A 24,540-nucleotide genomic window follows, 5' to 3' on the forward strand; every position below is an offset into this window, starting at 1 on the left:
CTATGGCAAAAATAAGAGCAGCCATCACCGGAGTACAGGGATATGTCCCGGATTATGTTCTCACCAATGCTGAACTTGAAACAATGGTTGAAACCAGCGATGAATGGATCACCTCCCGTACCGGGATTAAGGAACGGCGGATCCTGAAGGGTGAAGGCCAGGGAACATCAGTTATGGCTTCGGAAGCAGCTCGCAAATTGCTGGAGAAAACCAATACCAATCCTGAGGATATTGAACTGATCGTTTGCGCCACGGTAACGCCCGATATGGTTTTCCCTGCTACTGCGAACCTGGTATCCGACAGCATCGGTGCCACAAACGCCTTCAGCTTTGATGTAAGCGCTGCCTGCAGCGGATTTATCTACGCGCTCACGGTAGGTGCGAAATTCATTGAAAGCGGCACACACAAGAAAGTAATGGTGATCGGGGCTGATAAGATGTCATCAATCATAGACTATACTGACCGTACTACCTGTATCATTTTCGGCGACGGTGCCGGCGCGGTTCTTCTGGAGCCAACGACCGAGGAAGTGGGAATCATGGATGCCATTCATAAAGCCGACGGCTCGGGAGCTGAATTTCTTAAAATGAAAGCCGGAGGAAGCCGCTATCCTGCTTCCATTGAAACGGTTCAGGCACGTGAACACTTCGCCCGTCAGGATGGGGCAACCGTATTTAAATTTGCGGTAACCAATATGGCTGACTACGCCGCGAAGATCATGGAAAGAAACGACCTTAAGTCGGAAGATATCTCCTGGCTTGTAGCCCACCAGGCAAACAAGCGGATCATCGATGCAACCGCAAACCGCATGGGAATCAATGACGACAAGGTCATGATGAATATAGAACGCTACGGAAATACGACCGCGGCCACTATCCCACTCTTGCTTTGGGATTATGAAAAACAACTCCACAAAGGTGATAACTTAATTCTTGCTGCATTTGGCGGAGGATTTACCTGGGGAGCTATGTACGTAAAATGGGCCTACGATTCAGAATAGGTTCCATTTATCAATTGATTTTGTAACTTAGTATAAACTCGTCGTATGGCTACAACCGCCGATTTTAAAAATGGTCTTTGTCTGGAATACAATAACGATCTTTATACCATCGTGGAATTCCAGCATGTAAAGCCGGGTAAGGGACCCGCTTTCGTAAGAACAAAGCTGAAAAGCCTTACCACCGGTAAGGTGATTGAGAACACATTTAATGCCGGAGTCAAAATTACCACGGCACGTGTAGAACGCCGTCCGCATCAGTTTCTTTACAAAGATGACCTGGGATGCCACATGATGGACAGCAATACCTTTGAACAGATCATTGTGGATGAATCCCTGATCGACAATTCACAGCTGATGAAGGAGGGCCAGGAAGTGGATGTAATTTATCATGCTGAAAAAGAAGCGATCCTTGGATGTGAACTGCCACCGTTCGTTGAGCTGGAAATAACCTACAGCGAACCCGGACTGAAGGGTGATACCGCGACCAACGCAACAAAACCGGCAACACTGGAAACAGGAGCAGAAATTCAGGTACCTCTTTTCATTAATGAAGGAGACAAAATAAAGATTGATACACGCACAAATTCCTATTCGGAACGCGTAAAGGAATAAATCATACCCTAACAGACTTGCTATGAAAACCAAAGAAATCCGAGACCTTATAGACTTCATTTCCCAGACCGGACTTAATGAAGTAAATATTGAGACCGAGGAACTGAAGCTATCGGTGAAACGAGAAGCGGATCACCCGCACAGCTACATCGAGGCCGCTCCGGTTCAGATGGCCGCTCCGGCTCCCGCAGCCGCTCCTGCCGCTCAGTCTGCTGCTCCGGCCGAGACAAAACCTGCAGAAGCCGCTTCAGATACCAGCAAATACCTGGAAATTAAATCTCCCATGATCGGGACATTCTACCGCTCACCTAATCCGGATTCCCCGGCATTTGTTGCTGTCGGCGATAAAGTCGAAGTGGGCTCTACCGTCTGTATCGTTGAGGCTATGAAACTCTTCAATGAGATTGAATCGGAAGTCGCGGGAACCATCGTAAAAGTTATGGTGGAAAATTCATCACCTGTTGAATATGACCAGGTGCTGTTCCTTGTTGATCCTTCGTGATCTGTAACCAACATTTAATATTCACAAAAACAAAAAACTGTGTTTAATAAAATACTGATTGCAAATCGTGGGGAAATTGCACTGCGTATCATTCGCACTTGCAAGGAAATGAATATTAGGACCGTGGCTGTTTATTCCACCGCGGATAAAGATAGTCTCCATGTCCGGTTTGCCGACGAAGCTGTTTGTATTGGACGGGCTCCCAGTAGCGAGTCGTACCTGAATATTCCGAATATCATTGCTGCGGCAGAAATCACCAATGCAGATGCCATACATCCCGGATACGGATTTTTGGCTGAAAATGCAGAATTCAGCGCAGTCTGTGAGGAATACAACATCAAATTCATTGGTGCTTCTCCCGATATGATCAACAGGATGGGGGATAAAGCCACTGCAAAAGCGACGATGCGCGCAGCAGGCGTCCCTACTGTTCCGGGTTCAGAAGGTCTCCTATCCTCGGTCGAGGAAGGACTGAAACTGGCAAAAAAGATAAAATATCCTGTAATTCTGAAAGCCACCGCAGGCGGCGGCGGCCGGGGGATGCGAATCGTTCGGAACGACGGTGAATTTAAGAAAGGATGGGATTCAGCCCGCCAGGAAGCGGGTGCCGCATTCGGCAATGATGGTCTCTACCTTGAGAAATTTGTTGAAGAACCCAGGCATATCGAAATTCAGGTAATCGGCGATAAAAATGGAAGAGTTTGCCACCTCTCGGAACGTGATTGCTCGATCCAGCGTCGTCATCAGAAACTAATCGAGGAAACACCATCCCCGGTCATGACCCCTGAATTACGTGAACGCATGGGACAAGCGGCTATCAAGGGCGCTGAAGCCATCAAATATGAAGGCGCAGGTACTGTTGAATTCCTGGTGGATAAACATGGTGAATTCTTCTTTATGGAGATGAACACGAGGATCCAGGTGGAACATCCCATAACAGAAGAAGTGACCGACTTCGACCTGATCAAGGAACAGATCAAGGTAGCAGCCGGAATCGAAATTTCTGGAAAGAACTATACCCCGAAGCTCTACGCAATGGAATGCCGTATCAACGCGGAGGATCCGGGCAATAACTTCAGACCTTCTCCTGGGAAAATCACCAACCTCCACCTGCCCGGTGGACACGGTGTACGGATCGACAGTCACGTGTATGCTGGCTATACCATCCCGCCGAACTATGATTCGATGATCGCAAAGCTTATTGTAAGCGGTCAGTCGCGGGCGGAGGTAATTACCCGCATGAAGCGTGCATTATCCGAATTCGTTATTGAAGGAATTAAGACAACCATTCCTTTCCATCTGAGACTGATGGATAATGAAAAATTCAAGGAAGGTGATTTCACTACAAAATTCATGGATGATTTCGATCTGAGTGGATTGTAAAATATCATATCAACGTATGTACCGAAGCATTCCTTCAACGAAAGGGATGCTTCTGCTTTTTCTGGTCATCCTGGGTTCTGCCCGGATTCAGGCACAGGATCAAAAAGCCGGATCATGGCTGCATGTCGGATTTGAAATACCTGCCTATGCCGGCGATCTGAATAAATATGCCCAGTTTAACGGGGCATTTGCCATGGGTTTCCGCCTGAATCACAAGGAACGGCTGAACGGCCAGTTCACCTTTCTTATCGGTACGGTGAAGGGTGAGAACCGCAGACTTGATATCCCGCCATCTGCCATCGCCCCGAACCGGTTTTTCTCTACCTCACTGATTGAATTCTCCTATCAGGTCAATTATCACCTGATCAAAACACCAAACTTTGGCCTGTACATTGGGCAGGGCATTGGACTGCTCAGATTTGATCCGCGGGATGAAAATGATGAGTCACTGTCTGGTCAGCCAGACACCCGTGCCGAAGGTGAAAGTTATCGCAATATCACGCTCATGCTCCCTACGAAAGTAGGTGTGCAATATGTTTTCGATAATCATTTTGGTGTTGGATTCGAAGCCGGATGGCATAATCCGCTCACCGACTACCTGGATAACATTTCTGATCTCGGTACCGGCGGCAGTGATAACATCCTTGGCTTCCGGATTAGTCTGCTGATCCCCCTCTCCTACGATGAACTCTAGCCCTCCTTCTCAATCAGGGCAACAAGTCCGTCAAACCACACTTCGCCGTATTTCCGCACAAGAGCGTCACGCAGAAATTTATAAACCGGCACGTGAAGTTCGTTGCCAAGATCACAAGCCGGACTGCAAATAGACCAGCGGTCATAGTTGGCTGCCTCAAATTCGTCATAGCGGGTAATCCTGATCGGGTATAAATGGCAGCTGATGGGTTTCTTAAATGAAACCTTGCCATCGTTGTACGCCTGCTCAATCCCACATTTGAGAATACCCCGATCGTCATAGATGGCATAGGCGCATTCCCTGCCCCCAATCGTCGGCGTACTGTAATCGCCGTCCTCATCAAGAATATAGGGCCCTTGCTCGAGGATAGCATTCTTTCCTTCTTCGCTCAGATAAGGCATCACATCTTCTGTAATTTTCTCCATTACCGAAAGCTCATCTGCTTCAAGCGGGGCGCCCAGGTCTCCCTCCACGCAGCACGCACCCTTGCACTTTTCCAGGTTGCAAACGAAGAATTTATCCTTCACATCATCCGATAAAATAACCTTACCATGTTCGATCATAACAGCGCAAAGATAAATCATTTGGTATTCCTGATTTTATGATGTCCGATTAAATTGGTAAACAGGGATTAATTAGTAACTTTTGCAGTGGAAATTTGTCCATGATATTTGTCGCAGAATGGAGTATTTGAAGAGTCTAAATGAACCCCAGCATGAAGGGGTCGTCAACACCGAAGGGCCCACGATGATTATTGCAGGTGCAGGGTCTGGAAAAACAAGGGTCCTTACCTACAGAATAGCTTACCTGATCGATCATAAGGGAGTTGATCCCTTCAATATTCTGGCACTTACGTTTACCAATAAAGCCGCGCGTGAGATGCGCGAACGTATTGAAAGAGTTGCCGGAAATGACGCAAGAAACCTGTGGATGGGCACATTTCACTCCGTTTTTGCACGTATTCTGCGTGCCGAGGCCGACCGCCTTGGATATCCGAGCAATTTCACGATCTACGATACCGATGATTCCAAGTCACTGATCAAGTCGATCGTTAAGGAAATGCAGCTTGACGACAAGGTGTACAAGCCAAATGTGGTCTTTAACCGCATCTCAGCGGCAAAGAACCGTCTCATATCCTGGCGGGAATACCTCAACAATCCGGTTTACCAGGCCGATGATGAGAGCAATATGAAACCTGAGCTGGGTAAGATCTATAAAACGTATTCAGAGCGCTGCTTTAAAGCCGGCGCTATGGATTTTGATGATCTGCTTTTTAATACGAATGTTCTTTTTAAGGATCATATCGATGTGCTGAATAAATATCAGCAGAGGTTCCACTACGTCATGGTGGATGAGTTTCAGGACACCAACATTTCCCAATACCTCATTACTCGGAAATTATCAGCAGTACGGCAGAATATCGCCGTGGTGGGAGACGATGCACAGAGTATTTATGCCTTCAGGGGGGCCGATATCCAGAACATCCTGAATTTCGAAAAAGACTACCCCGACCTGCGGGTGATCAAGCTGGAACAGAACTACCGTTCCACACAGACTATTGTGAATGCAGCGAATTCAGTCATAAAAAAGAATAAAGCCCAGTTGCCTAAAAAGGTCTGGACCTCGAATGATGAGGGATCACTTATCGAACTGCTGCGTGCCACTTCAGATAATGAAGAAGGCAAACTGGTGGCCTCTTCCATTTTTGAAGAGAAGATGCAGCATCAGATCCATAACAGTGAAGTTGCCATTCTCTATCGCACAAACAGCCAGTCAAGGGCCATTGAAGAGGCGCTGCGGCGAATGAATATCAAATACAAGATTATCGGTGGTGTATCCTTCTACCAGCGTAAGGAGATCAAGGATCTGATGGCCTATTTACGGTTCACCATGAATCCGAAAGACGAAGAATCATTCAAGCGCATCATTAATTATCCAAAGCGAGGTATTGGAGCCTCTACGGTAGACAAGATCATCGTTGCGGCCAATGATCACGGGATATCCGTTTGGGAGGTACTGGAAAATGCCAGTCATTTTCTGGATGGCAGGGCTGCCGCTGCCGTGGCTGACTTCCACGTGATGATTCGACGGTTTCAGCATGAGATCACACAGCAGGACGCCTATGAGGCAGCCAGTCAGATCGCCAAGAGCAGCGGCATCCTGCGGGAGCTTTATGAAGATAAAACTGTAGAGGGTCTGAACCGTTACGAAAACGTGATGGAACTCCTCAATGCCATCAAGGAATTCACAGATGATGAGGAGAAGGAAGACCGCAGCCTTGGGGCCTTCCTGCAGGAAGTCGCGTTGATTACCGGGCTGGATAATGAAAAGGACGATGATGGTGATAAGGTAACCCTGATGACCATTCATATGGCTAAGGGCCTTGAATTCAACCATGTATATATCGTGGGATTGGAGGAAGATCTGTTTCCGTCACAAATGATGCTGAACAGCCGGGCCGACCTGGAAGAAGAGCGCCGTTTGTTCTACGTGGCCATCACCCGTGCAAAATCTAAATTATTCCTGGCGTACGCTCTTACCCGGTACCGCTTCGGTCGGTTGAAAAACTGCGAACCGAGCCGGTTCCTTGAAGAAATTGACCCTTCGTATGTGAAGGTGAGCAAAAAATTCTCACGGGATACAACACCCCTTCCGAATGATAGCTATGCAAAATCATTCGTTTCGGGTATGAAGAAAACTACATCGTCTACCCCTGTAAGGAAAAAATCCAATTACCAGCCATCGGCCGACTTCACCCCGAGTGACACAAGCAACCTGCAGGCTGGCATGCGGGTGGAACATCCAAAATTCGGATACGGCAAGGTTCTGGAGATGGATGAGAGCGGTGCAAACCGCAAGGCCAAGGTTAGTTTTGATGACTTTGGAGAAAAGACTTTATTACTTAGCTTTGCTAAACTTAAAATACACGAGAATTAACGGCCATTATGATATATAACACGAGCCAGAGTCAGATAGTCCTGAAAGAATACGGACGCAACATCCAAAATATTGTTGAATTCATAAAGACAGTTGAGGACAAGGAAAAGAGAACGGAATTGGCTCATGTCACGATCGAGCTTATGAAGCAGATCGCTCCCGCAGTGAAGGAAACAACCGAGACGAACCAGAAACTTTGGGATGATATGTACATCATCGCCGACTTCGATCTGGATATTGACAGTCCGTACCCTATGCCTGAAAGGGAAGTACTGGCAAAAAAACCTCAGCGAATGCCCTACGTGAGCAACCGCATCAAGTATAAGCACTATGGTCGTAACCTGGAGCTGCTCGTTAAAGAGGCACTCAAGAAAGAAGATCCGACAGAGCGTGAGAACGCCATCATTTACATCGGTAAACTGATGAAGTCATTTTACACCAGCTGGAACAAGGAGGTTATTGATGACGCAGTGATACTGGACAACATCAAAGCGATATCCGATGGAAAGCTTGATATTGATCTTGGTAAGGTGAAAGAGGATAACCTGTTCGAGAAGCTCTACAAAACAAAACCCCGTAAGGCGAGCTCACAGCGATCCTCCCAGGGAAAATCTAAAGGCAATTCTAACCGACGCAGAAGAAGAAATTAATGAGTTCTTTCCGAATTAAAGGGGGCAGTGCCCTGAAGGGTGAAATTATACCCCAGGGAGCAAAAAACGAAGCCCTTCAAATCATATCGGCGACCCTGTTAACCGCCGAACCTGTTACACTTCATAAAATTCCCAATATCAGGGACGTAAACAAGCTCATCGAACTCATCGGTGATATGGGTGCGGAAGTGGAAAAACTGGATGAGGAATCGTACCGCATCACAGCTAAGGAAATCAACGTAGAATTTCTGGAAAGTAAGGAATACAAGGAAAAAGCCGCATCCCTGCGAGGATCCATAATGATCCTGGGGCCGCTTTTGGCGAGATATGGCAAAGCGAAAATACCAAAGCCGGGAGGAGATAAAATCGGTCGCCGCAGATTGGATACGCACTTCCTGGGATTTCAGGCATTGGGCGCGAAGTTTAATTATTCAAGCAAGGACGCCTTCTACTCGATCGATGCTACCGACCTGAACGGGAAGTACATCCATCTTGATGAGGCATCGGTGACCGGAACCGCCAATATTATTATGGCGGCCGTATTGTCGAAGGGAACAACAACTCTCTACAATGCAGCATGCGAGCCTTACATTCAGCAGTTATGCCGTATGCTCAACCGTATGGGAGCAAAAATATCCGGCCTCGGATCAAACCTCCTGCACATCGAAGGTGTTAAGCAGTTAGGTGGAACAGAACATACACTGCTTCCGGATATGATTGAGGTGGGTAGCTTCATTGGTCTCGCGGCCATGACCCAGTCCGAAATTACCATCAAAGGAGCAGGTGTTGAGCACCTTGGGTTAATTCCTGAGGTATTCCGACGGCTGGGAATCCAGATGGTGATTCAGAATGATGATATCATCATTCCTGCGCAGAAGCATTACGAGATCGATACCTTCATTGATGGTTCGATCATGACCGTTGCCGATGCACCCTGGCCAGGTTTTACGCCTGATTTGCTGAGTATCGTGCTGGTTACTGCCATCCAGGCAAAGGGAACTGTTCTTGTACATCAGAAGATGTTTGAGAGCCGTTTGTTTTTTGTCGATAAGCTTATCGACATGGGGGCTCAGATCATTCTTTGTGATCCCCACAGGGCTACCGTAATCGGACTGGACAGAAAACAAAATCTGCGTGGTATTAAAATGTCATCCCCCGATATTCGCGCAGGTGTATCACTTCTGATAGCGGCCTTGTCAGCTGAAGGGGAAAGTGTGATATCCAATGTTGAGCAGATCGATCGCGGATATCAGAATATTGACGCACGCCTCAAGGCTCTTGGGGCCAACATAGAGCGGTTGGACTAGAAATCGTGCCCTTGGCGGCAGCGGTTTGAAATTATCTGAAATTAAAATCAAACCGATACTACACTATGGATCAAATTCGAGAATTCTTTCAGAATTACGGACTTTACGAAATCGTCCTTGCCCTGGGTAAGGCAATTTTAGTACTGGTTATAGGGTTTCCGATAAGAAACTTTCTAACCAGGGCTATAAATAATATCATGAAAAAACGGGAGATCGACGAATCTCTCAGACCTTTCCTCAAAAGTCTGTTTAAAAGCACGCTTACAGTCCTCATTCTGATTACCGCCGCATCATTCGTGGGGATTGAAACAACCTCTTTCGTAGCCATTCTTGGTGCCGCCGGTCTGGCAATCGGCCTGGCATTACAGGGAACACTTCAAAACTTCGCCGGGGGCGTTATAATTTTAGTATTACGTCCATTTAAAGTGGGCGATTATGTAGAAGCTGCCGGTCAAGCAGGAACAGTTCGTGAGATTCAAATCTTTAATACCATCCTTACTACTCCTGATAACGTTCGGATCACCATTCCCAATGGAAAGCTTTCAAATGACAATATTAAAAACTATTCAGCTGAGGAAACACGTCGTGTTGACATGGTATTCGGAATAGGTTATGGCGATGATATCAAGAAAACCAAGGATCTTCTGATGCAAATGGTGAAAAGCGACGAAAGGATTCTTGCAGAACCCGCACCCCAGGTAGTGGTTGCAGAACTTGCCGATAGTTCCGTCAATTTTAAAGTGAGGCCCTGGGTAGCCAATGCCGATTACTGGAATGTATATTTTGATTTCCATGAAAGGGTGAAAAAGGAATTCGATGCAGCAGGGATTTCCATTCCGTTTCCGCAGAGAGATGTTCATCTGTTTCAGGAAACAGCGTAAACGCAATCACAATATTAAGAATGAGAATGAGAATGAGGCCATCAGTTTGATGGCCTTTTTTTATCCAAGAAATGTTCTCACTTGTTCACCACTCCAGTCCCAGAGATCTGCAGCAAGATTATCATCCAACGCATATTCACTCCATGGCCTCGTTTTGCGCTCATACCAGTATTTACCCGACGGCAAAGGTTCTTTCTCAGCAGCCAGCCAAATGGAAGTGTCTGCACCATCGTACGGCGTTTTCAGCGTCCCTGAAACATAGCCAAGCCAGGCTACAGGTTTCAGTAAGCTCTTGGCAATCTTCGGAACGCGACGATAAAAAAGATCAGAGTTTACCACACCGGGATGTACCGCTGCCGTGAAAAGAAATTCCCGGTAGATCCGGTTGATATAACGTGTTAACAGCATCTGCGCGAGCTTGGATTCCTTGTAAGATTGGAGCGGTGAATATTGATCTTTAGAAACTTTCGCAATCTCACTGAACATCTTCAGGGATCCGCTCTTTGCCCTCTCCCCTAACATGGATGTAACCTGGATCAGCCTGGGGCTGTCTGCATCCTGCAAATAGGGCATCATTAATCGCGTCAAAAGGTAATGGGATAGATAATTCACCTGGAACTGAAGTTCAAAGCCATTCTCTGTAATTGTATAGGGGGCATTCATGACACCCGCATTACAGAGCAACACATCCAAACGATCATATTTCAGTCCGAAATCAATGGCAAATTGAAGAACTGAATCAAAAGAAGCCAGATCAAGTAACATGGGAAAGGCTTTCCCGGTTGCACCGGATTCTTCACACATTGCATTGATGGTGCTGGAGGCCCAGTCGATCTTTCCCTCGAATCGACCTGTGAGGATCACATGATAACCCTGAAGGGCAAGAGATCTTGCACTTTGAAAGCCAATACCCGTATTGGCACCAGTTATGACAGCCAGCCGGTTTTCCATTTAAACAATTATGTAGAATAATAAGTTACAAATTATAATTCTAAGCATGAACCACTTATTGCGATTTTTAGAATAGACCATTAACTTGTTTCTTCGACGGATTTAATAATGAACTATGAAATACCTGATCGATTATAATACACTGGAAAAAAAGCAGCTCTTTCCCGGTATAACCGCTTCGATTGCACATGCGGATAATTTCACCCTGACACGCGTGACCCTGGAGAAAGGAGCGCATTTACCTGAACACTCGCATCCGCATCAGCAATGGACGCATGTCCTCTCAGGGGAACTGGAGATGGAAGTGGAAGGGGAAGTTCTGCAACTGAGTCCGGGAATGACGGCAACCATTCCCTCGAATGTAAAACATTCAGGCTATGCCAAAACAGAATGTATTGTGATTGATGTATTTAACCCAACACGTGACGATCTTAAATAAAATAAACATGAAAAAAAATCTACTTCTACTCACTTTTTCACTCTTTTCAATTTCCCTTTTCGCCCAGCAACCTGATAGCATTGTCTTTAAGAATGGCAATTTCATTGTTGGAGAAATAAAGTCTATGGATCGGGGAATCATCCAGATTGAAACCGATTACAGTGATTCAGATTTTAAAATTGAATGGGAAGGAATCGGTTATATGTCGACCAAATCCCTGCTGCTGGTTTCCACCACAGACGGAAGGCGTTTATATGGAACAATTGAATCTGTCGACAATAATTCGGTAAGTGTTACATCGGTTGAAGGTGAAACCACCATTGTTCCGTTTAATGAAATCGTCTTTCTCAAATCAGTTGACCAGGGGTTTCTTGACAGACTTTATGCAGCCATCGACCTTGGTTACAGCCTCACTAAGGCACGTAATCAACGTCAGTTTACTATCCGCAGTAGTGCTGGCTACATTGCAGAACGATGGTCGCTCGATGCTACCTATAACAGCCTTTCAAGTAAACAGGATGAAGTAGAAGATATAAAACGTACAGACGGATTGGTCAGTTTCAGGTATGTTCTGCCAAGAGAATGGTTTGCTATTGCACAGCTCGATTTCCTGTCGAACACCGAACAGCTACTGGATCTGCGAACAAACACAAAAGTAGGAATTGGAAAATACATTCTTCGCACCAACCAGTATTACTGGGGATTCATGGGTGGTGTATCCTTTAACAATGAGAATTATCAGATCGATGATGATGACCGTCAAAGTGAGGAAGCCTGGTTTGCTACAGAGCTCAACCTCTACGACATAGGCGACTTCAGCCTGCTAACCAAGGCCACGGTATACCCAAGTCTTTCCGAATCCAACCGCGTGCGCTTTGACTTCAACATAGATCTCAAATACGATTTGCCATTAGATTTTTATATCAAATCCGGCCTTACACTCAACTATGATAATCAGCCTGTCATGAACGCAACCAAGGCGGATTATGTATGGCAGACTACATTTGGGTGGGAATGGTGAGCGCTCACTGCCTTCAGTGGACAGTGGAGCACTGCGTTCAGTGGACAGTGGAGCATTGCACTCAGTGGGTTAGGAGTTGTTAGTAATTAAGTCTTGTATCTATTCTTTACAATACTCAAATTATTCACTATAAACTAAACAACATACTGTTCCACTGAACAAAGTGTTCCACTAAACGAAGTGTTCCACTGCTCTAAACGTAGTTATTCAGCATCACAGGCATCACCAGCATCAGGATATCCTCATTATCATCCTTTTCTTCGGGAACGATAAGTCCTGCCTTGTTGGGCTGTGATAGATGCAGTTCGATGCGGTCTGAGTGAAGGTTATTCAGCATCTCGATCAGGAACCGCGCATTGAAGCCGATTTCAATATCGCCTCCATCGTGTTCGCAGGAAAGACGTTCATTTGCTTCGTTGGCGAAATCCAGATCCTCTGCAGAAATCTGCAGTTCGCTTCCGGTGATTTTCAGTCGAACCTGGTGTGTCGTTTTGTTGGCATAGATTGCGATACGCTTCAGGGAACTAAGGAATTCCTGACGGTTGATCACCATCTTATTTTGGTTATCAGAAGGAATTACATTCTCATAATCCGGGAATCGCTCATCAATCAGACGACAAATCATGCGGATATTCCCAAAATGGAAGAATGCATTGGACATATTGAACTCCACGGAAACATTCGTATTCTCCGAGGGTAGTGTACTTTTCAGAAGATTCAACGCCTTCCTGGGGATAATGATGGCATTGCCATTGTCGGAAGCCACGTCCACCCGACGATAACGGATCAACCGATGTCCGTCGGTCGACACAAAGGTCGTATTCGTATCTGTAAGATTCATATATACCCCTGTCATTGCCGGCCTCAGTTCATCATTGCTCGTAGCAAAGATCGTATTGTTGATTGCGCTGGACAGAATTTCAGTAGACATGTTCACGCTGAAATCGTCGCTCACAGCAGGCACTTTGGGAAAATCAGTTGCATTTTCGCCAGCTAACTTATACCGACCGTTGTCGGAGCTGATCTCAACACTGTACGAATCCTCATCAATGGAGAATGTCACAGGCTGTTCCGGCAAATTCTTAAGAGTCTCAAGAAGAATCTTCGCTGGTACGGCAATGTTGCCGCTTTCACGGGATTCAACTTCAAGTTCAGTGATCATGGATGTTTGCAGGTCAGAGGCCGTAACCACAAGTTTGCCCTCCGAAATTTCAAACAGGAAGTTCTCGAGAATCGGAACTACAGGATTGGTTGTAATTACACCATTGATACTCGAAAGCTGTTTGAGCAATGCTGAAGAGGAAACGATAAATTTCATGTAGGGTTCGTTATGCAGTGATTGTTAAAACTGGGTAAAGTTAAAAATAAAATCATTTATTGGAAACGCGCGCCATGATTATTAGGGCGTCTCTTTTTCCACGAAAAATTTACGTGGTCTCAGAATCTTCCTGAGGGCATCAAATTGTGCCAGCGCATACTGTGACGAGTCGATACGGATCAGTATTTCCGACTTACCCGGAAGCGTGCCCAGAACTTCCATCAGATAGCGATTATCACCCACATCCCGTACTGTAATCTGAGCCTCAAGCTTATATTGCAGGGTGTCATATTGCGCGGCTTCCGATGGAAAAAGGAAATCATTGACATACAGCAGGGAAAGATCATCCAGAAAATTCGTAAGCTTCGTGGTATCGGTTTTTGCCAGCTGTTCAATACTGTAAAATCCATCCTTTGAGGATATATCAAAACCATTTCCTGAATTGGCCGGATATTCTACATGAACATCCTTGAGGTTACGCCAGTTGAAGTCATACACCCGGGGATACCGCCATCCATTTTCATCGAGCTCATAGATGCCTGCCAGATAACTACGGTAGCCTGGAATCTCCATAAGAAAAACAGGTTCCCCGGGAGCTGAACGGTAATACGTGATCCCGCGGTCTTCATGGCCGCCTACCTCAAATTGCTTAACCAACTCATTACCTTCATAAAAATTAGCTCGTACACTGTTTTCATCCATCCAACTCTGAAGAGAATCCAGCTGGGTACGAGCCGCCTTGCGGCGAACCATCGCCTGCTTCAATATTGCAAACAGCACACTGATCCGCTGGGGATCCGCCTTGTACTTTCCATTAAGCATCCATTGCCCGTTGACAAACGCCAATGTATCTGAAGCATTCCTGCGCTCCAGCACAACTGCATCAATCCTTGACGGGTCATCATAGGTAAAAATATCCCTGTCGACATCCAGCTTGCTTCCGGACTCACCTGTGAGTCCCAGTACGACCGCTGCGATCACGAGGATCAATAACAGGCCTAACAGACGAAGGTTTTTCTTACGCTGCATCATCATTCGTTTTAAAACCTGTGAATTTTCTCTTTCTCCAATAGCTTCTCACAATTCCGAAAATTATGAGGATAAGTACCGGCACAATCAGGTTAATGATTTGCCAGTATGTCCGCTCATTCGCAATTTTCACCTTATCGAGCGGACGTATTTCAATTTCCTTATTTCTTGCGGTGATCAGACCTTTCTCATCAATCATGAAATGAAGTGCATTCATAAGGAGATCCTCATTACCAAAAGTGGTTTGCTCAAATGGATCATAACCCAGCACCTGCGGCATTCCGTTTCTCGTGTTAATGTCATTCCGTGCAATATCTCCATCTCCGATCACCAGCAGTTTTGCATCATCCGAAGACCGGGCAATGAAAGAGGATTCATCTGTCCCTTCGGGCTTATACCGGTTTTCATACAACGATCTGAATTCACCCTCGATCAGGTAAGCCACCGGAAGATTTTTCTGGGTGAGCTTATCAGGTGAAAGGTTTTCCCGAAGATCCTGAATCGAAACCTTGACAGGTGCAGAAAGTGATCTTGAATAATCGGATGTAAACATCAGCGGGGTCTTTCGCAGACCTTCAGCTTTCACAGTGTCGATGGTGCTCATGAAACGCCCCTTTACGGCATTCAAATTGTTAGTGACGGGATGATCTGCAAACCGGTTAATCAATGGATAGAAGGGCCATTGAATCAGCTGTATCTGGGGCTGGTCTCCCATGGAACCTATTACGATAGGATATTTTGCACTCGAGATATCCTGAATGAGTGTATTATTCACCCGAATTCCATACCTGAAAAGCTGGTCATCAATATTCAGATCAAACGGAAATGCATAATTGAACTCGTTGCTCGCACTGTCCATATTGGCCTGAAGCTTATCGATGAGCATCAGAACCTTGCCGCCAGACATGAGATACTGGTCGAGGGCGTACTTTTCACGTTCATTGAAAGGCTGTTCCGGTTTGGCAATGATCATGGCCGACAGGGCGCCTAAATCGTCTGAACCCAGCCGGATGTCACGAAGTGTGTAATGCTTTTGAACCGCCAGCTCAAGTCCGGCCGATTCCAGTGAATCCAATTCACCATGTCCCTTCACGATACCAACCTGCTTTTGCTCTATGTTGGTGAGCTCAAAAATCGCCGAAGCCAGGGAATATTCGATCGACTCGATACTTTCATTCAGCTTTTCTTCAGGAGAGCTGGCCTGGTTTCCCCTGAGCAGCATGACGCCCCGTTCGGCACCGCCATAGGATATGATCGCTCCGGGGAAGATCAGGCGTTCATTTCGCTGTCCATCCTTTTCTTCAATGATATTGGTAGGCTGAATACCAAGCTGGGAAAGGGATTGCATGAATTGATTCCGCGCGCTTTCACCCAGGGCGGCACTCGGATCTTTAAATGTATACTGAACATTATTCCCCGAATAGATGCGGAACTCCTCCAGTGTCTCCCGAACCGAGCGCTGCAGGCGCTTAAACCCGGCATTCAATTCACCATCCAGGAATACCTCCACGTACACGACATCATCAAGATTTTCAAGCATCTGCCGTGTTGCGGGTTTGATGGTATATCGTCCTTCCGAGGTAAGATCGAAACGATGAAAATACCGGGATGCCAGCAGGTTGAGCACCACAAGAGCGGCAATGCCTACTGCCAGCTTTAAAATACTCTCCAGTTTTCTGCTTTCCAGACTTACCATCTTCTGCTACCTAAAATGACCCGTGTGAGTAGAAGCATTACTACAATCACACTTAAAAAATAAACTAAATCTCGTGTGTCCAGAAGACCCCGGCTCATGGCATTATAATGATACAGAATACCCAGCTGTTCAAGCCAGCCCGACCAGGCACCCCATACATTCACCGATGCCAGGGAATCAAATCCGCTGTAAAGAATGAAACACAGGAACACAGCAATGATGAAAGAAACGATCTGATTGGTACTGATGGCCGACGAGAATATACCTACTGAGGTAAAAACAGCACCCAGCAATACCAGGCCTACGTAACTGCCCATAACCCCGGCTGAATCGACATTACCCGGAGGGTTTCCCAGTTGATATACAGAAAAATAGTAGATGAGTGTAGGCGCAACGGCCAGAAGCACCAACAGCCAACCGGAAAGGAACTTACCGATAATAATATCCCAGTCGGTGAGCGGCTTTGTCAGCAGCAGTTCGATCGTTCCGGTTTTCTTCTCCTCGGCGAACATCCTCATTGTGATGGCCGGGATCAGAAACATGAGTACAAACGGGCCCAGTGAAAACAATGTCTGCATATCGGCATATCCGTAGTCAAGCACCGATGTCTCGGGGAAAACCCACATCAGCAACCCGATCCCCGTTAAAAAAACACTGATCACGATATACGCGATGAGTGAATTAAGGAATGTATTTACTTCTTTTTGAAAAACCTGAAACATATCTATGACCTGGTCAATCGCTGAAAAATCTTTTCTATACTTTCTTCTTCCTGACGCATGCCAATCAGTGTAAGGCCCTGCTCAGTTGCCAGTTTGAAAATCTGCGGACGGACATCACTCGTTGCAGATGACTCAACCACATAAATGCCTTTTCCGGCATGTGAAACAGTTAATATCCCCTCAAGCTGCTCCATTGCGGTAACGTCAATCTCGTTCGAAAACTCAACGGTTATGACGATTGTCTCGGCCGGTACCGCTTTTAACTGATCGATGCGGTCATTCGCAACAATTTTGCCTTTATTGATTACGATCACACGGTCACATAATGCCTGAACCTCCTGCATGATGTGCGTACTGAAGAGAACCGTTTTCTGCGCACTAACCTGTTTGATAACTTTCCTGATCTCAACAATCTGGTTAGGATCCAGGCCCGTGGTGGGCTCATCGAGTATCAACACTCTCGGATCGTGTATGAGGGCCTGTGCAAGACCTACGCGTTGGCGATACCCTTTCGAAAGTGCTTCAATCTTTTTATTCTGTTCCCGCGTCAAGCCGCAAAGTTCAATCATTTCACTTACCCGGTCCGATAATTTCTTCCCCCTCAGATTGTACAGACTACCCACAAATGCTAGGTACTCGCGCACATACATTTCCAGGTATAACGGGTTGTGTTCCGGAAGATATCCAATGGAACGTTTCACTTCCAGGGGTTGTTCCATCACATGGTGGCCGCATACGGTTACGTCACCGGATGTTGGTGGAAGAAAACACGTTGCTATTTTCATGGTCGTGGACTTGCCGGCACCATTTGGTCCGAGAAAGCCCAGAATCTCACCTTCCTTTACATCAAACGATATATCATCAATAGCACGCTGCTCGCCGAAAATTTTGGTGAGATTTTTGACAGATATTGACATATTCAATAAATACGGTAAAAATATTAACACGGTCTGTATACTTCAATTTTTTTGGCAGAAACATAAATTGAAAGTATCATTGGACCGGAATCCGAAAACAAAAATGAAAGATATAAAATTATTTCTTAAAGGCTGCGGAATTTTACTGGCTTTTATTCTTGGAACGGGCACAATTTACGCACAGGAAGGATATCGCATTGAAGTAGAGATCGGCGGAGCCGATTCAAATCCACTGATCATGGGTAATTTCTTTGGTGAAGGGACCTATGTGGTAGATACCTCAATTTTTGAAAACGGTGTACATGTGTTTTCCGGAAATGAATCTCTTCCGGAAGGAATGTATTTTATGGCCCGCAGTAAATCCAGGCTTTTTGATTTCATCGTATACAAGGATCAGCATTTCAAATTAAAAACCGAAGGCCCGGACATGGTGATGAACCTGTCTGTAGCCGGTGATACGGATAATCAGCTCTTTTTTGATGATATGAAATTCAATGCTGCCCGCAATGGAGAGGCTGCACCCTACCTCACGGTTCTCGAGGATTCTTCAGCTACCGCAGCAGACCGCACCGCAGCGCAGCTAAGCCTCTCAGCAATCAATGACAGTGTTTTGGAACATCAGCAAGCGATCATTGAAGCCCACCCTGAAAGCTTCATGGCCAAGTTGTTCAGGGCACAAATGCGCGAAAGACTTCCTGAAACAGAAAATTCCGATGACCCGGATGCGGCATTTAACTACTACAAGATGCATTACTGGGATCATTTCGATCTTTCCGATCCAACTTTCCTGCGGCTTAACCAGCCCCTGTACCGGGATAAGCTGGATACGTATTTCGACAGGCTTGTGATTCAAACTCCTGACAGCATCATCGGGGAGATAGACCGGCTTGCCCAGGTAGCCAAACAGAATCCCGAAACGTACAAATATTTCGTGTGGGCGCTCACCCTGAAATATCAGAACCCCAGAATTATGGGACTTGATGAAGTATTCGTCCACATGAACGACACGTATTTCGCCTCGGGTGAAATGAACTACTGGGCCAATGCCCAGCTTCGTAAAAATGTCCAGGAATACGCTGATCAGCTCCGGAATACCCTCATTGGCAAAAAGGCCCCGAATCTGGTCATGCAGGATGCCAATCTGGAAAAACGGAGCTTGTATGATATCACCAATACATATACGGTTGTATACTTTTTTGATCCCGATTGTCAGCACTGCAAAATAGCCACGCCTGTTCTTGACGAATTATATGATTCCCGTAAATTCGACATGGAGGTATTTGCTGTAAGTACAGATACGTCAATGGTTAAAATGAAGGACTATATCAAGACTATGGATTTGAGCTGGATTACGGTTAACGGCCCAAGGACTTTTACTGAGCCATACTATAAACTGTATGATGCCATGACTACGCCAACCTTTTACATCCTGGACAGGAATAAAACGATCATTGCCAAGAAATTACCTGTTGAACAGATAGAACAGTTCATCAGCAACTACGAGGGCCGCAGAAAAGAAGAATAAACCGACAGGTTATTTTTTCCGCTCAATGGTGAATTGAACGAGGTCCATCAATGACTGACGGTATTCCGATTCCGGAAATTGTGCAAGAATATCCATGGCTTCACCGTAATAACGATTCATCACATCAGTGGCATATTCTATACCGCCGTGGTCCTTCACATATGCAATCACTTCATTCACCTTTTTCCGGTTCTCATTATGTCGGCGAACGATGTTGATGAGTCGGCGTTTATCAGACCAGGACGCATGCTGAAGGGTATAGATCAGCGGCAGTGTCATCTTCTTCTCGCGAATATCAATTCCAAGAGGTTTGCCTATTTCCGTTTCACCGTAGTCAAAAAGATCATCCTTGATCTGGAAGGCCATCCCCACTTTTTCGCCGAATACGCGCATAGTCTCAATTTCTTCCGGACCCTTACCTGCCGAAGACGCCCCAACCGCGCAGCAGGATGCGATTAATGATGCGGTTTTCTGACGGATAATGTCGTAGTAAATTTCTTCGGTGATATCCAGGTTGCGGGCCTTTTCCATCTGCAGCAACTCCCCCTCACTCATCATTTTCACAGCACTGCTTACAATCTTCAGGAGATCAAAGTCACCGTTATCTACCGACAGCAGCAGACCGCGCGACAACAGGTAATCTCCAACCAGTACAGCGACCTTATTTTTCCATAGAGCATTGATCGAAAAAAATCCCCGCCGGTAATTCGCGTCGTCCACCACGTCATCATGAACCAGCGTCGCGGTATGAAGTAATTCAATGAGTGATGCACCACGATAGGTTGATTCATTGATCGCACCACAGGTTCCGGCGCTTAAAAAGACAAACATCGGCCTCATCTGCTTGCCTTTGCGCTTTACGATATAACTCATAATTTTGTCCAGCAACAGGACTTTGGTTTTCATCGATGCCCTGAATTTGGACTCGAATTCCTCCATTTGGACCGCAATCGGTGCCTTTATATCGTTTAAACTTACTGCCATTCTGACAACTTGGCTACAATTATAGTTATGAATACTCCCTAATCAAAATATAATCATTTACCCTATGAAATTGTTCAAAGAAGTTATTTTGAAAGGCAGTGAACACGGCAGACTTTTCACTGTGGACATCAGTTGGAAAACGACGAAATCCAGGAAACCCGTCATTGTCTTTGTTCACGGCTTTAAGGGATTTAAGGATTGGGGTACATTCCCGAAAGTTGCCGACTATTTCGCAGATAATGACTATGTCTTTGTGAAAATGAACCTGTCCCATAATGGGGTTTCACCTGAAAGTCCGATCGATTATGATGATCTTAATGCGTTCTCAGAGAACACCTTCACCAAGGAATTACAGGACATCCGGCAAGTCGTAGATTTTATCCAGTCTCAAAATCTGCCTGTGCCATCCGACGAAGCTGATACAAACCAGATATTCATGCTGGGCCACAGCCGGGGAGCCGCGGTGGCATTGCTGCATTCATCAATGGACGACCGCATTCGCCGGGTATGCGGATGGGGGGCAGTGGTCGACCTGGAAAGCCGCTGGCCGGAGCATTTGCTGAAGATTTGGAAACAACAGGGCGTAATGTATATTCCAAATTCCAGAACCGGACAGGACATGCCGATGAAATACGACATTGTCGAGGATTATTTTGAAAACCGAAAAAGTTATCACATTCCTTCGGCACTGGAACGGATCAAAGCACCGGTTTTACTGATCCATGGAACTGCGGACGAAACTGTGCCGTTCGGGGAAACATCAGCCGTTCTTAAAAAACTCAAAAACAGTGAACATATTCAATTCTCAATAATCGATGATGCGAATCATGTATTTGGAGCGAGCCACCCCTACTCCCAACCTGAATTACCCGAACACACTGAAACGATGATTCACATGACCAATCGTTTTTTCCGTACCGGTAAATAAATCATTTAAAAACATTTGGAATATCCCTGCGTATCGTTCACATTTATCATGCATCTTTTGATGGTTTCACATATATGGAAATAACTATTCCCGACAACTCATTTCTGCACTATTTCCTGATCAGTGCCCTCATTCTGTTTATCGCATTCCTGATAACAAGAATCCTTCGGGTTTTTCTTACCCGGTTCCTGAAAACAGCATCAGCGCTCATCAAAGTAGATCATACCAAGTACAATTTCATTAAAAATGCAGTCAGTTTCATCGTATTCCTGGGCGCATTTATTGTGATTTTCTATCTGGTGCCGGGTTTACGGGATTATGGCGTAACCTTATTTGCCGGTGCCGGCGTGCTCGCGGCCATTGTCGGATTTGCATCCCAGTCTGCCTTTTCGAACATAATCGGGGGCATATTCCTGGTTATATTCAAACCCTTCCGGGTTGATGACCTCATTTCTGTGGGGACAAATACAGGCCGCGTGGAAGACATAACCCTGCGTCATACCGTAATCCGTAATTTCGAAAACCGCCGAATTGTAATTCCCAATGCCATCATCAGTAATGAGACTATTGTGAATTCAACCATTGTTGAGGAAAAGATCTGCCAGTTTTATGAAATTGGTGTTTCTTATGATGCAAATGCCGAACGGGCCATGGAAATCATTCGGGAAGAGGCGGAGAGTCACCCGAACTGCATCGATAACCGCAAGGAAGAAGAAATTCAAAAAAATGAACCGATCGTCGCCGTCAGAATAATCGGTTTTGGTGACAGCAGTGTAAACCTCCGCGCATGGATATGGAGTAATTCGCCCACCGAAGCCTTTATGTTAAAATGCGACCTGAACAGATCTGTAAAAAAACGTTTCGACCAGGAGGGAATTGAAATACCTTTCCCATACAGGACACTGGTCTTCAAAAACAACCCCCCTAACGATGCAAGTGCATTTACCGAAAATACCTAAGACCTTTCGCAAGAAGTCGAAAACTGTTTCCAAAGCCGGTCTCCCACCTGGCACACTGGTTCACATCGGTCCGAAGAAAACGGAAAAGCAGCTGGTGGAACTCATACAGTTCGATCAAAATGAACTTATTGAGACCGATAGTAATAACGCCACGGAAATCCTGGAAAAGGTAAACCCGGAGAAAGTAAACTGGATAAACATTGACGGATTGCACAATATTGATCTTATCCAGCAATTAGGAAACCATTTTCACTTAAGTCCGCTCATGCTGGAGGATATCCTGAATACGGAGCAGCGGCCAAAGCTGGAGGAATATGATGGCGTGCTTTTCCTGCCGATGAAGGCATTGAATACGCTCAGTGGTAATCAAATTGAGTACGAACAAATAAGTTTTGTGCTGGGCTCAAACTATATTCTCTCTTTTCAGGAAAAAGAGGGCGACCTTTTCGACCAGCTAAGAAACAGAATTTCAGATCCGGCAAACCGGGTTCGGAGTAAAAATGTAGACTACCTGTTCTACCGGCTGATCGATACCGTTGTGGACAATTATTATATCGTTATGGAGCACATCGGTGAACAAATTGAGGATATAGAAGAAGAAGTTTATCTAAATCCAACGAGTCGCACGATGCAGCGAATTCAGGATGTGAAAAAGGAACTGATTATCCTTCGAAAATCCCTCTATCCAATTCGTGAAGCTATCTCAAGCCTGCTTCGAAATGATTACAAGGTAATTCTGCCCGAAAATCGCACTTTCTACAACGATGTTTACGATCATATTATTCAGCTGATCGACATGTTTGAAACCTACAGGGACCTCATTTCAAACCTGATGGACATGTACATGTCAACCATCAGCAACAAGATGAATGAGATTATGAAAGTCCTGACGATTATTTCAACCATCTTCATCCCACTTAGTTTTATTGCCGGAGTCTACGGTATGAATTTTCAGCATATGCCGGAACTCAACTGGCGTTATGGCTATTTCGCAATTCTCGGATTGATGCTCACTATTCTGGGTGGAATGCTGTTTTATTTTCGTAGGAAAAAGTGGCTTTGATCAGAACATCTCCTTTGGATCAATCAGGTGCTGCTTTAGCAGTTCCCGCATGATAATCTCCGTCATGTCACTCTTAAAGGCCATTTCATTGCGAATATCGGAAACATAGGCTTTTACTGCCATTTTCATCACAGAGCGCCGATCCTTAAGTTCGTTGGAGAACAGGACGGCAATAGGTTTATTTAAATATATAAATCTTGATACCTGGGCCGCTTCAATGGCCACCTGCCTGATCCGTTGCGTATCTGCGGTGAGCGGAAGATAAATGTCTGCCTGTACCTGACAGTTTGCTTCTCCATTATTGGCATTGCTTACCGAATTATTCATTAATTCTCCATTCGGAATCGACACGAGTGAATCACCGGGAGTTACAACCCTGGTACTGCGCAGTCCGATTTCCACCACTTCGCCATAATGATCGCCGATCTGAATCTTGTCACCCAACTGAAACGGCCTGTCGAAAAGGATCATGATCCCACCGAACATGTTTTTCAATATATCCTGTGCGGCGAAGCCTACAGCGATTGCAACAGACGCTGCAATCGCATAAATGGTGGTTGCAGGTGGTTGAATGATCGCACCGACGATAAAAACGATGATGATGATCCAACCAAAAATGCGTACGATAGGAATTAGACCCTTGATCGTGATCCTGTGATGGGCACTCCGTTCAGCAAATCGTGCAATCAGGTTCGACAGGAACCGGATGATAAGAAATCCGATGAGAACAACAACGACCGAATACAGGATCTTACTGAAGGAGATCAACCGGAAGATCTCCTTAGGGTCAATTTCCCCTTCTTCCGGAGTTTTGGCGTCCTCTTTAACTTCCGGCTCTTCCGTTTGAGTCTGTTTCGCTTTTACAGCTTTTTCGAGAGAATCATAGCGCGCGTCCAACTGTTCGTCGATAAGCGAGTCATACGTTTCAATATCAGGTTGGGCAACGGGTTCACCAGCATTCTCCTTCTTACAACCAAAGAAAAGCAGCCCTGAAAAGAGTATGATAAGTATCCGGTTCATG

General features: G+C 45.7%; 24 protein-coding genes. 15 read left to right on the forward strand and 9 right to left on the reverse strand.

Annotated elements, in window-relative coordinates; translation table 11 throughout:
- Positions 1–2 precede the first annotated feature (2 nt).
- Genes LDX50_RS03120 through LDX50_RS03140 form a run of 5 tightly spaced genes read left to right on the forward strand, consistent with a single transcriptional unit; the run spans position 3 to position 4,192 of the window.
- The gene (locus LDX50_RS03120; protein ID WP_225696949.1) at positions 3–1,001 is read left to right on the forward strand and encodes a beta-ketoacyl-ACP synthase III; all 999 of its coding nucleotides are present in this window, start codon (positions 3–5) and stop codon (positions 999–1,001) included.
- Between the two features lie 45 nt (positions 1,002–1,046).
- The gene (gene efp, locus LDX50_RS03125; protein ID WP_225696950.1) at positions 1,047–1,613 is read left to right on the forward strand and encodes an elongation factor P; all 567 of its coding nucleotides are present in this window, start codon (positions 1,047–1,049) and stop codon (positions 1,611–1,613) included.
- Positions 1,614–1,635: 22 nt separating this feature from the next.
- Positions 1,636–2,115, forward strand: coding sequence for an acetyl-CoA carboxylase biotin carboxyl carrier protein (gene accB / locus LDX50_RS03130; protein WP_225696951.1), 480 nt, complete (start codon positions 1,636–1,638; stop codon positions 2,113–2,115).
- A 39-nt stretch (positions 2,116–2,154) separates the two neighbouring features.
- Positions 2,155–3,498 (forward strand): acetyl-CoA carboxylase biotin carboxylase subunit, encoded by a 1,344-nt coding sequence (accC, locus tag LDX50_RS03135; protein WP_225696952.1) that lies wholly within the window; start codon positions 2,155–2,157, stop codon positions 3,496–3,498.
- 16 nt (positions 3,499–3,514) lie between these two features.
- Complete coding sequence (locus LDX50_RS03140; protein ID WP_225696953.1) at positions 3,515–4,192, forward strand: outer membrane beta-barrel protein; 678 nt, start codon at positions 3,515–3,517, stop codon at positions 4,190–4,192.
- On the opposite strand, the gene LDX50_RS03145 is transcribed toward LDX50_RS03140, so the two are convergent.
- The gene (locus LDX50_RS03145; RefSeq protein WP_225697569.1) at positions 4,189–4,755 is read right to left on the reverse strand and encodes a DUF3109 family protein; all 567 of its coding nucleotides are present in this window, start codon (positions 4,753–4,755) and stop codon (positions 4,189–4,191) included. The two genes, LDX50_RS03140 and LDX50_RS03145, sit on opposite strands and share 4 nt — an antisense overlap.
- 118 nt (positions 4,756–4,873) lie before the next feature.
- On the opposite strand from LDX50_RS03145, the gene LDX50_RS03150 reads away from it, so the two are divergent.
- From LDX50_RS03150 to LDX50_RS03165, 4 genes are all read left to right on the forward strand, one after another.
- The gene (locus LDX50_RS03150) at positions 4,874–7,129 is read left to right on the forward strand and encodes an ATP-dependent helicase (RefSeq protein WP_225696954.1); all 2,256 of its coding nucleotides are present in this window, start codon (positions 4,874–4,876) and stop codon (positions 7,127–7,129) included.
- 8 nt (positions 7,130–7,137) lie between these two features.
- Positions 7,138–7,779, forward strand: coding sequence for a DUF4290 domain-containing protein (locus LDX50_RS03155; RefSeq protein WP_225696955.1), 642 nt, complete (start codon positions 7,138–7,140; stop codon positions 7,777–7,779).
- Positions 7,779–9,086, forward strand: a complete 1,308-nt coding sequence (gene murA, locus LDX50_RS03160; RefSeq protein ID WP_225696956.1) for a UDP-N-acetylglucosamine 1-carboxyvinyltransferase — start codon at positions 7,779–7,781, stop codon at positions 9,084–9,086. Before LDX50_RS03155 ends, murA begins: the two co-directional genes overlap by 1 nt.
- 65 nt (positions 9,087–9,151) lie before the next feature.
- The gene (locus tag LDX50_RS03165; protein ID WP_225696957.1) at positions 9,152–9,967 is read left to right on the forward strand and encodes a mechanosensitive ion channel family protein; all 816 of its coding nucleotides are present in this window, start codon (positions 9,152–9,154) and stop codon (positions 9,965–9,967) included.
- Positions 9,968–10,027: 60 nt separating this feature from the next.
- On the opposite strand, the gene LDX50_RS03170 is transcribed toward LDX50_RS03165, so the two are convergent.
- Positions 10,028–10,918 carry an SDR family NAD(P)-dependent oxidoreductase gene (locus tag LDX50_RS03170; RefSeq protein WP_225696958.1) on the reverse strand — a complete coding sequence of 297 codons (891 nt, stop codon included), beginning with the start codon at positions 10,916–10,918 and terminating at the stop codon, positions 10,028–10,030.
- 115 nt (positions 10,919–11,033) lie between these two features.
- Here LDX50_RS03170 and LDX50_RS03175 point away from each other — a divergent pair, with 115 nt between their 5' ends.
- Positions 11,034–11,357, forward strand: coding sequence for a cupin domain-containing protein (locus LDX50_RS03175; RefSeq protein ID WP_225696959.1), 324 nt, complete (start codon positions 11,034–11,036; stop codon positions 11,355–11,357).
- Positions 11,358–11,364: 7 nt separating this feature from the next.
- Positions 11,365–12,378 (forward strand): DUF481 domain-containing protein, encoded by a 1,014-nt coding sequence (locus tag LDX50_RS03180; protein WP_225696960.1) that lies wholly within the window; start codon positions 11,365–11,367, stop codon positions 12,376–12,378.
- 193 nt (positions 12,379–12,571) lie between these two features.
- Here LDX50_RS03180 and dnaN read toward each other — a convergent pair whose 3' ends face one another.
- The 5 genes from dnaN to gldA form a co-directional block, all read right to left on the reverse strand.
- Positions 12,572–13,696: a DNA polymerase III subunit beta gene (dnaN, locus tag LDX50_RS03185; RefSeq protein WP_225696961.1), complete on the reverse strand. Its 1,125-nt coding sequence runs from the start codon at positions 13,694–13,696 to the stop codon at positions 12,572–12,574.
- 81 nt (positions 13,697–13,777) lie between these two features.
- Positions 13,778–14,731 (reverse strand): DUF4340 domain-containing protein, encoded by a 954-nt coding sequence (locus LDX50_RS03190; RefSeq protein ID WP_225696962.1) that lies wholly within the window; start codon positions 14,729–14,731, stop codon positions 13,778–13,780.
- Positions 14,715–16,421: a gliding motility-associated ABC transporter substrate-binding protein GldG gene (gldG, locus tag LDX50_RS03195; RefSeq protein WP_225696963.1), complete on the reverse strand. Its 1,707-nt coding sequence runs from the start codon at positions 16,419–16,421 to the stop codon at positions 14,715–14,717. Before gldG ends, LDX50_RS03190 begins: the two co-directional genes overlap by 17 nt.
- Positions 16,415–17,143 (reverse strand): gliding motility-associated ABC transporter permease subunit GldF, encoded by a 729-nt coding sequence (gene gldF, locus LDX50_RS03200; RefSeq protein WP_225696964.1) that lies wholly within the window; start codon positions 17,141–17,143, stop codon positions 16,415–16,417. Before gldF ends, gldG begins: the two co-directional genes overlap by 7 nt.
- A gap of 2 nt (positions 17,144–17,145) precedes the next feature.
- Positions 17,146–18,060: a gliding motility-associated ABC transporter ATP-binding subunit GldA gene (gldA, locus tag LDX50_RS03205; RefSeq protein ID WP_225696965.1), complete on the reverse strand. Its 915-nt coding sequence runs from the start codon at positions 18,058–18,060 to the stop codon at positions 17,146–17,148.
- A 103-nt stretch (positions 18,061–18,163) separates the two neighbouring features.
- Here gldA and LDX50_RS03210 point away from each other — a divergent pair, with 103 nt between their 5' ends.
- On the forward strand, positions 18,164–19,585 hold the full coding sequence (locus tag LDX50_RS03210; protein ID WP_225696966.1) for a thioredoxin-like domain-containing protein: 1,422 nt from the start codon (positions 18,164–18,166) through the stop codon (positions 19,583–19,585).
- Positions 19,586–19,594: 9 nt separating this feature from the next.
- Here the strand turns inward: LDX50_RS03210 and LDX50_RS03215 are convergent, their stop codons facing one another.
- The gene (locus LDX50_RS03215) at positions 19,595–20,569 is read right to left on the reverse strand and encodes a polyprenyl synthetase family protein (RefSeq protein ID WP_225696967.1); all 975 of its coding nucleotides are present in this window, start codon (positions 20,567–20,569) and stop codon (positions 19,595–19,597) included.
- A gap of 64 nt (positions 20,570–20,633) precedes the next feature.
- Between LDX50_RS03215 and LDX50_RS03220 the strand changes: the two genes are divergently transcribed.
- The 3 genes from LDX50_RS03220 to corA all read left to right on the forward strand — a co-directional run bounded on the left by LDX50_RS03220 (position 20,634) and on the right by corA (position 23,519).
- Positions 20,634–21,497 carry an alpha/beta hydrolase family protein gene (locus LDX50_RS03220; protein ID WP_225696968.1) on the forward strand — a complete coding sequence of 288 codons (864 nt, stop codon included), beginning with the start codon at positions 20,634–20,636 and terminating at the stop codon, positions 21,495–21,497.
- A gap of 74 nt (positions 21,498–21,571) precedes the next feature.
- Entirely contained in the window at positions 21,572–22,456 is an 885-nt protein-coding gene (locus tag LDX50_RS03225; protein WP_225696969.1) for a mechanosensitive ion channel family protein, read from the forward strand.
- Positions 22,428–23,519, forward strand: coding sequence for a magnesium/cobalt transporter CorA (gene corA, locus LDX50_RS03230; RefSeq protein WP_225696970.1), 1,092 nt, complete (start codon positions 22,428–22,430; stop codon positions 23,517–23,519). Before LDX50_RS03225 ends, corA begins: the two co-directional genes overlap by 29 nt.
- Here the strand turns inward: corA and LDX50_RS03235 are convergent, their stop codons facing one another.
- Complete coding sequence (locus LDX50_RS03235) at positions 23,520–24,539, reverse strand: mechanosensitive ion channel family protein (protein WP_225696971.1); 1,020 nt, start codon at positions 24,537–24,539, stop codon at positions 23,520–23,522.
- Position 24,540: the final 1 nt, after the last annotated feature.

The organism is Fulvivirga sedimenti (assembly GCF_020328055.1).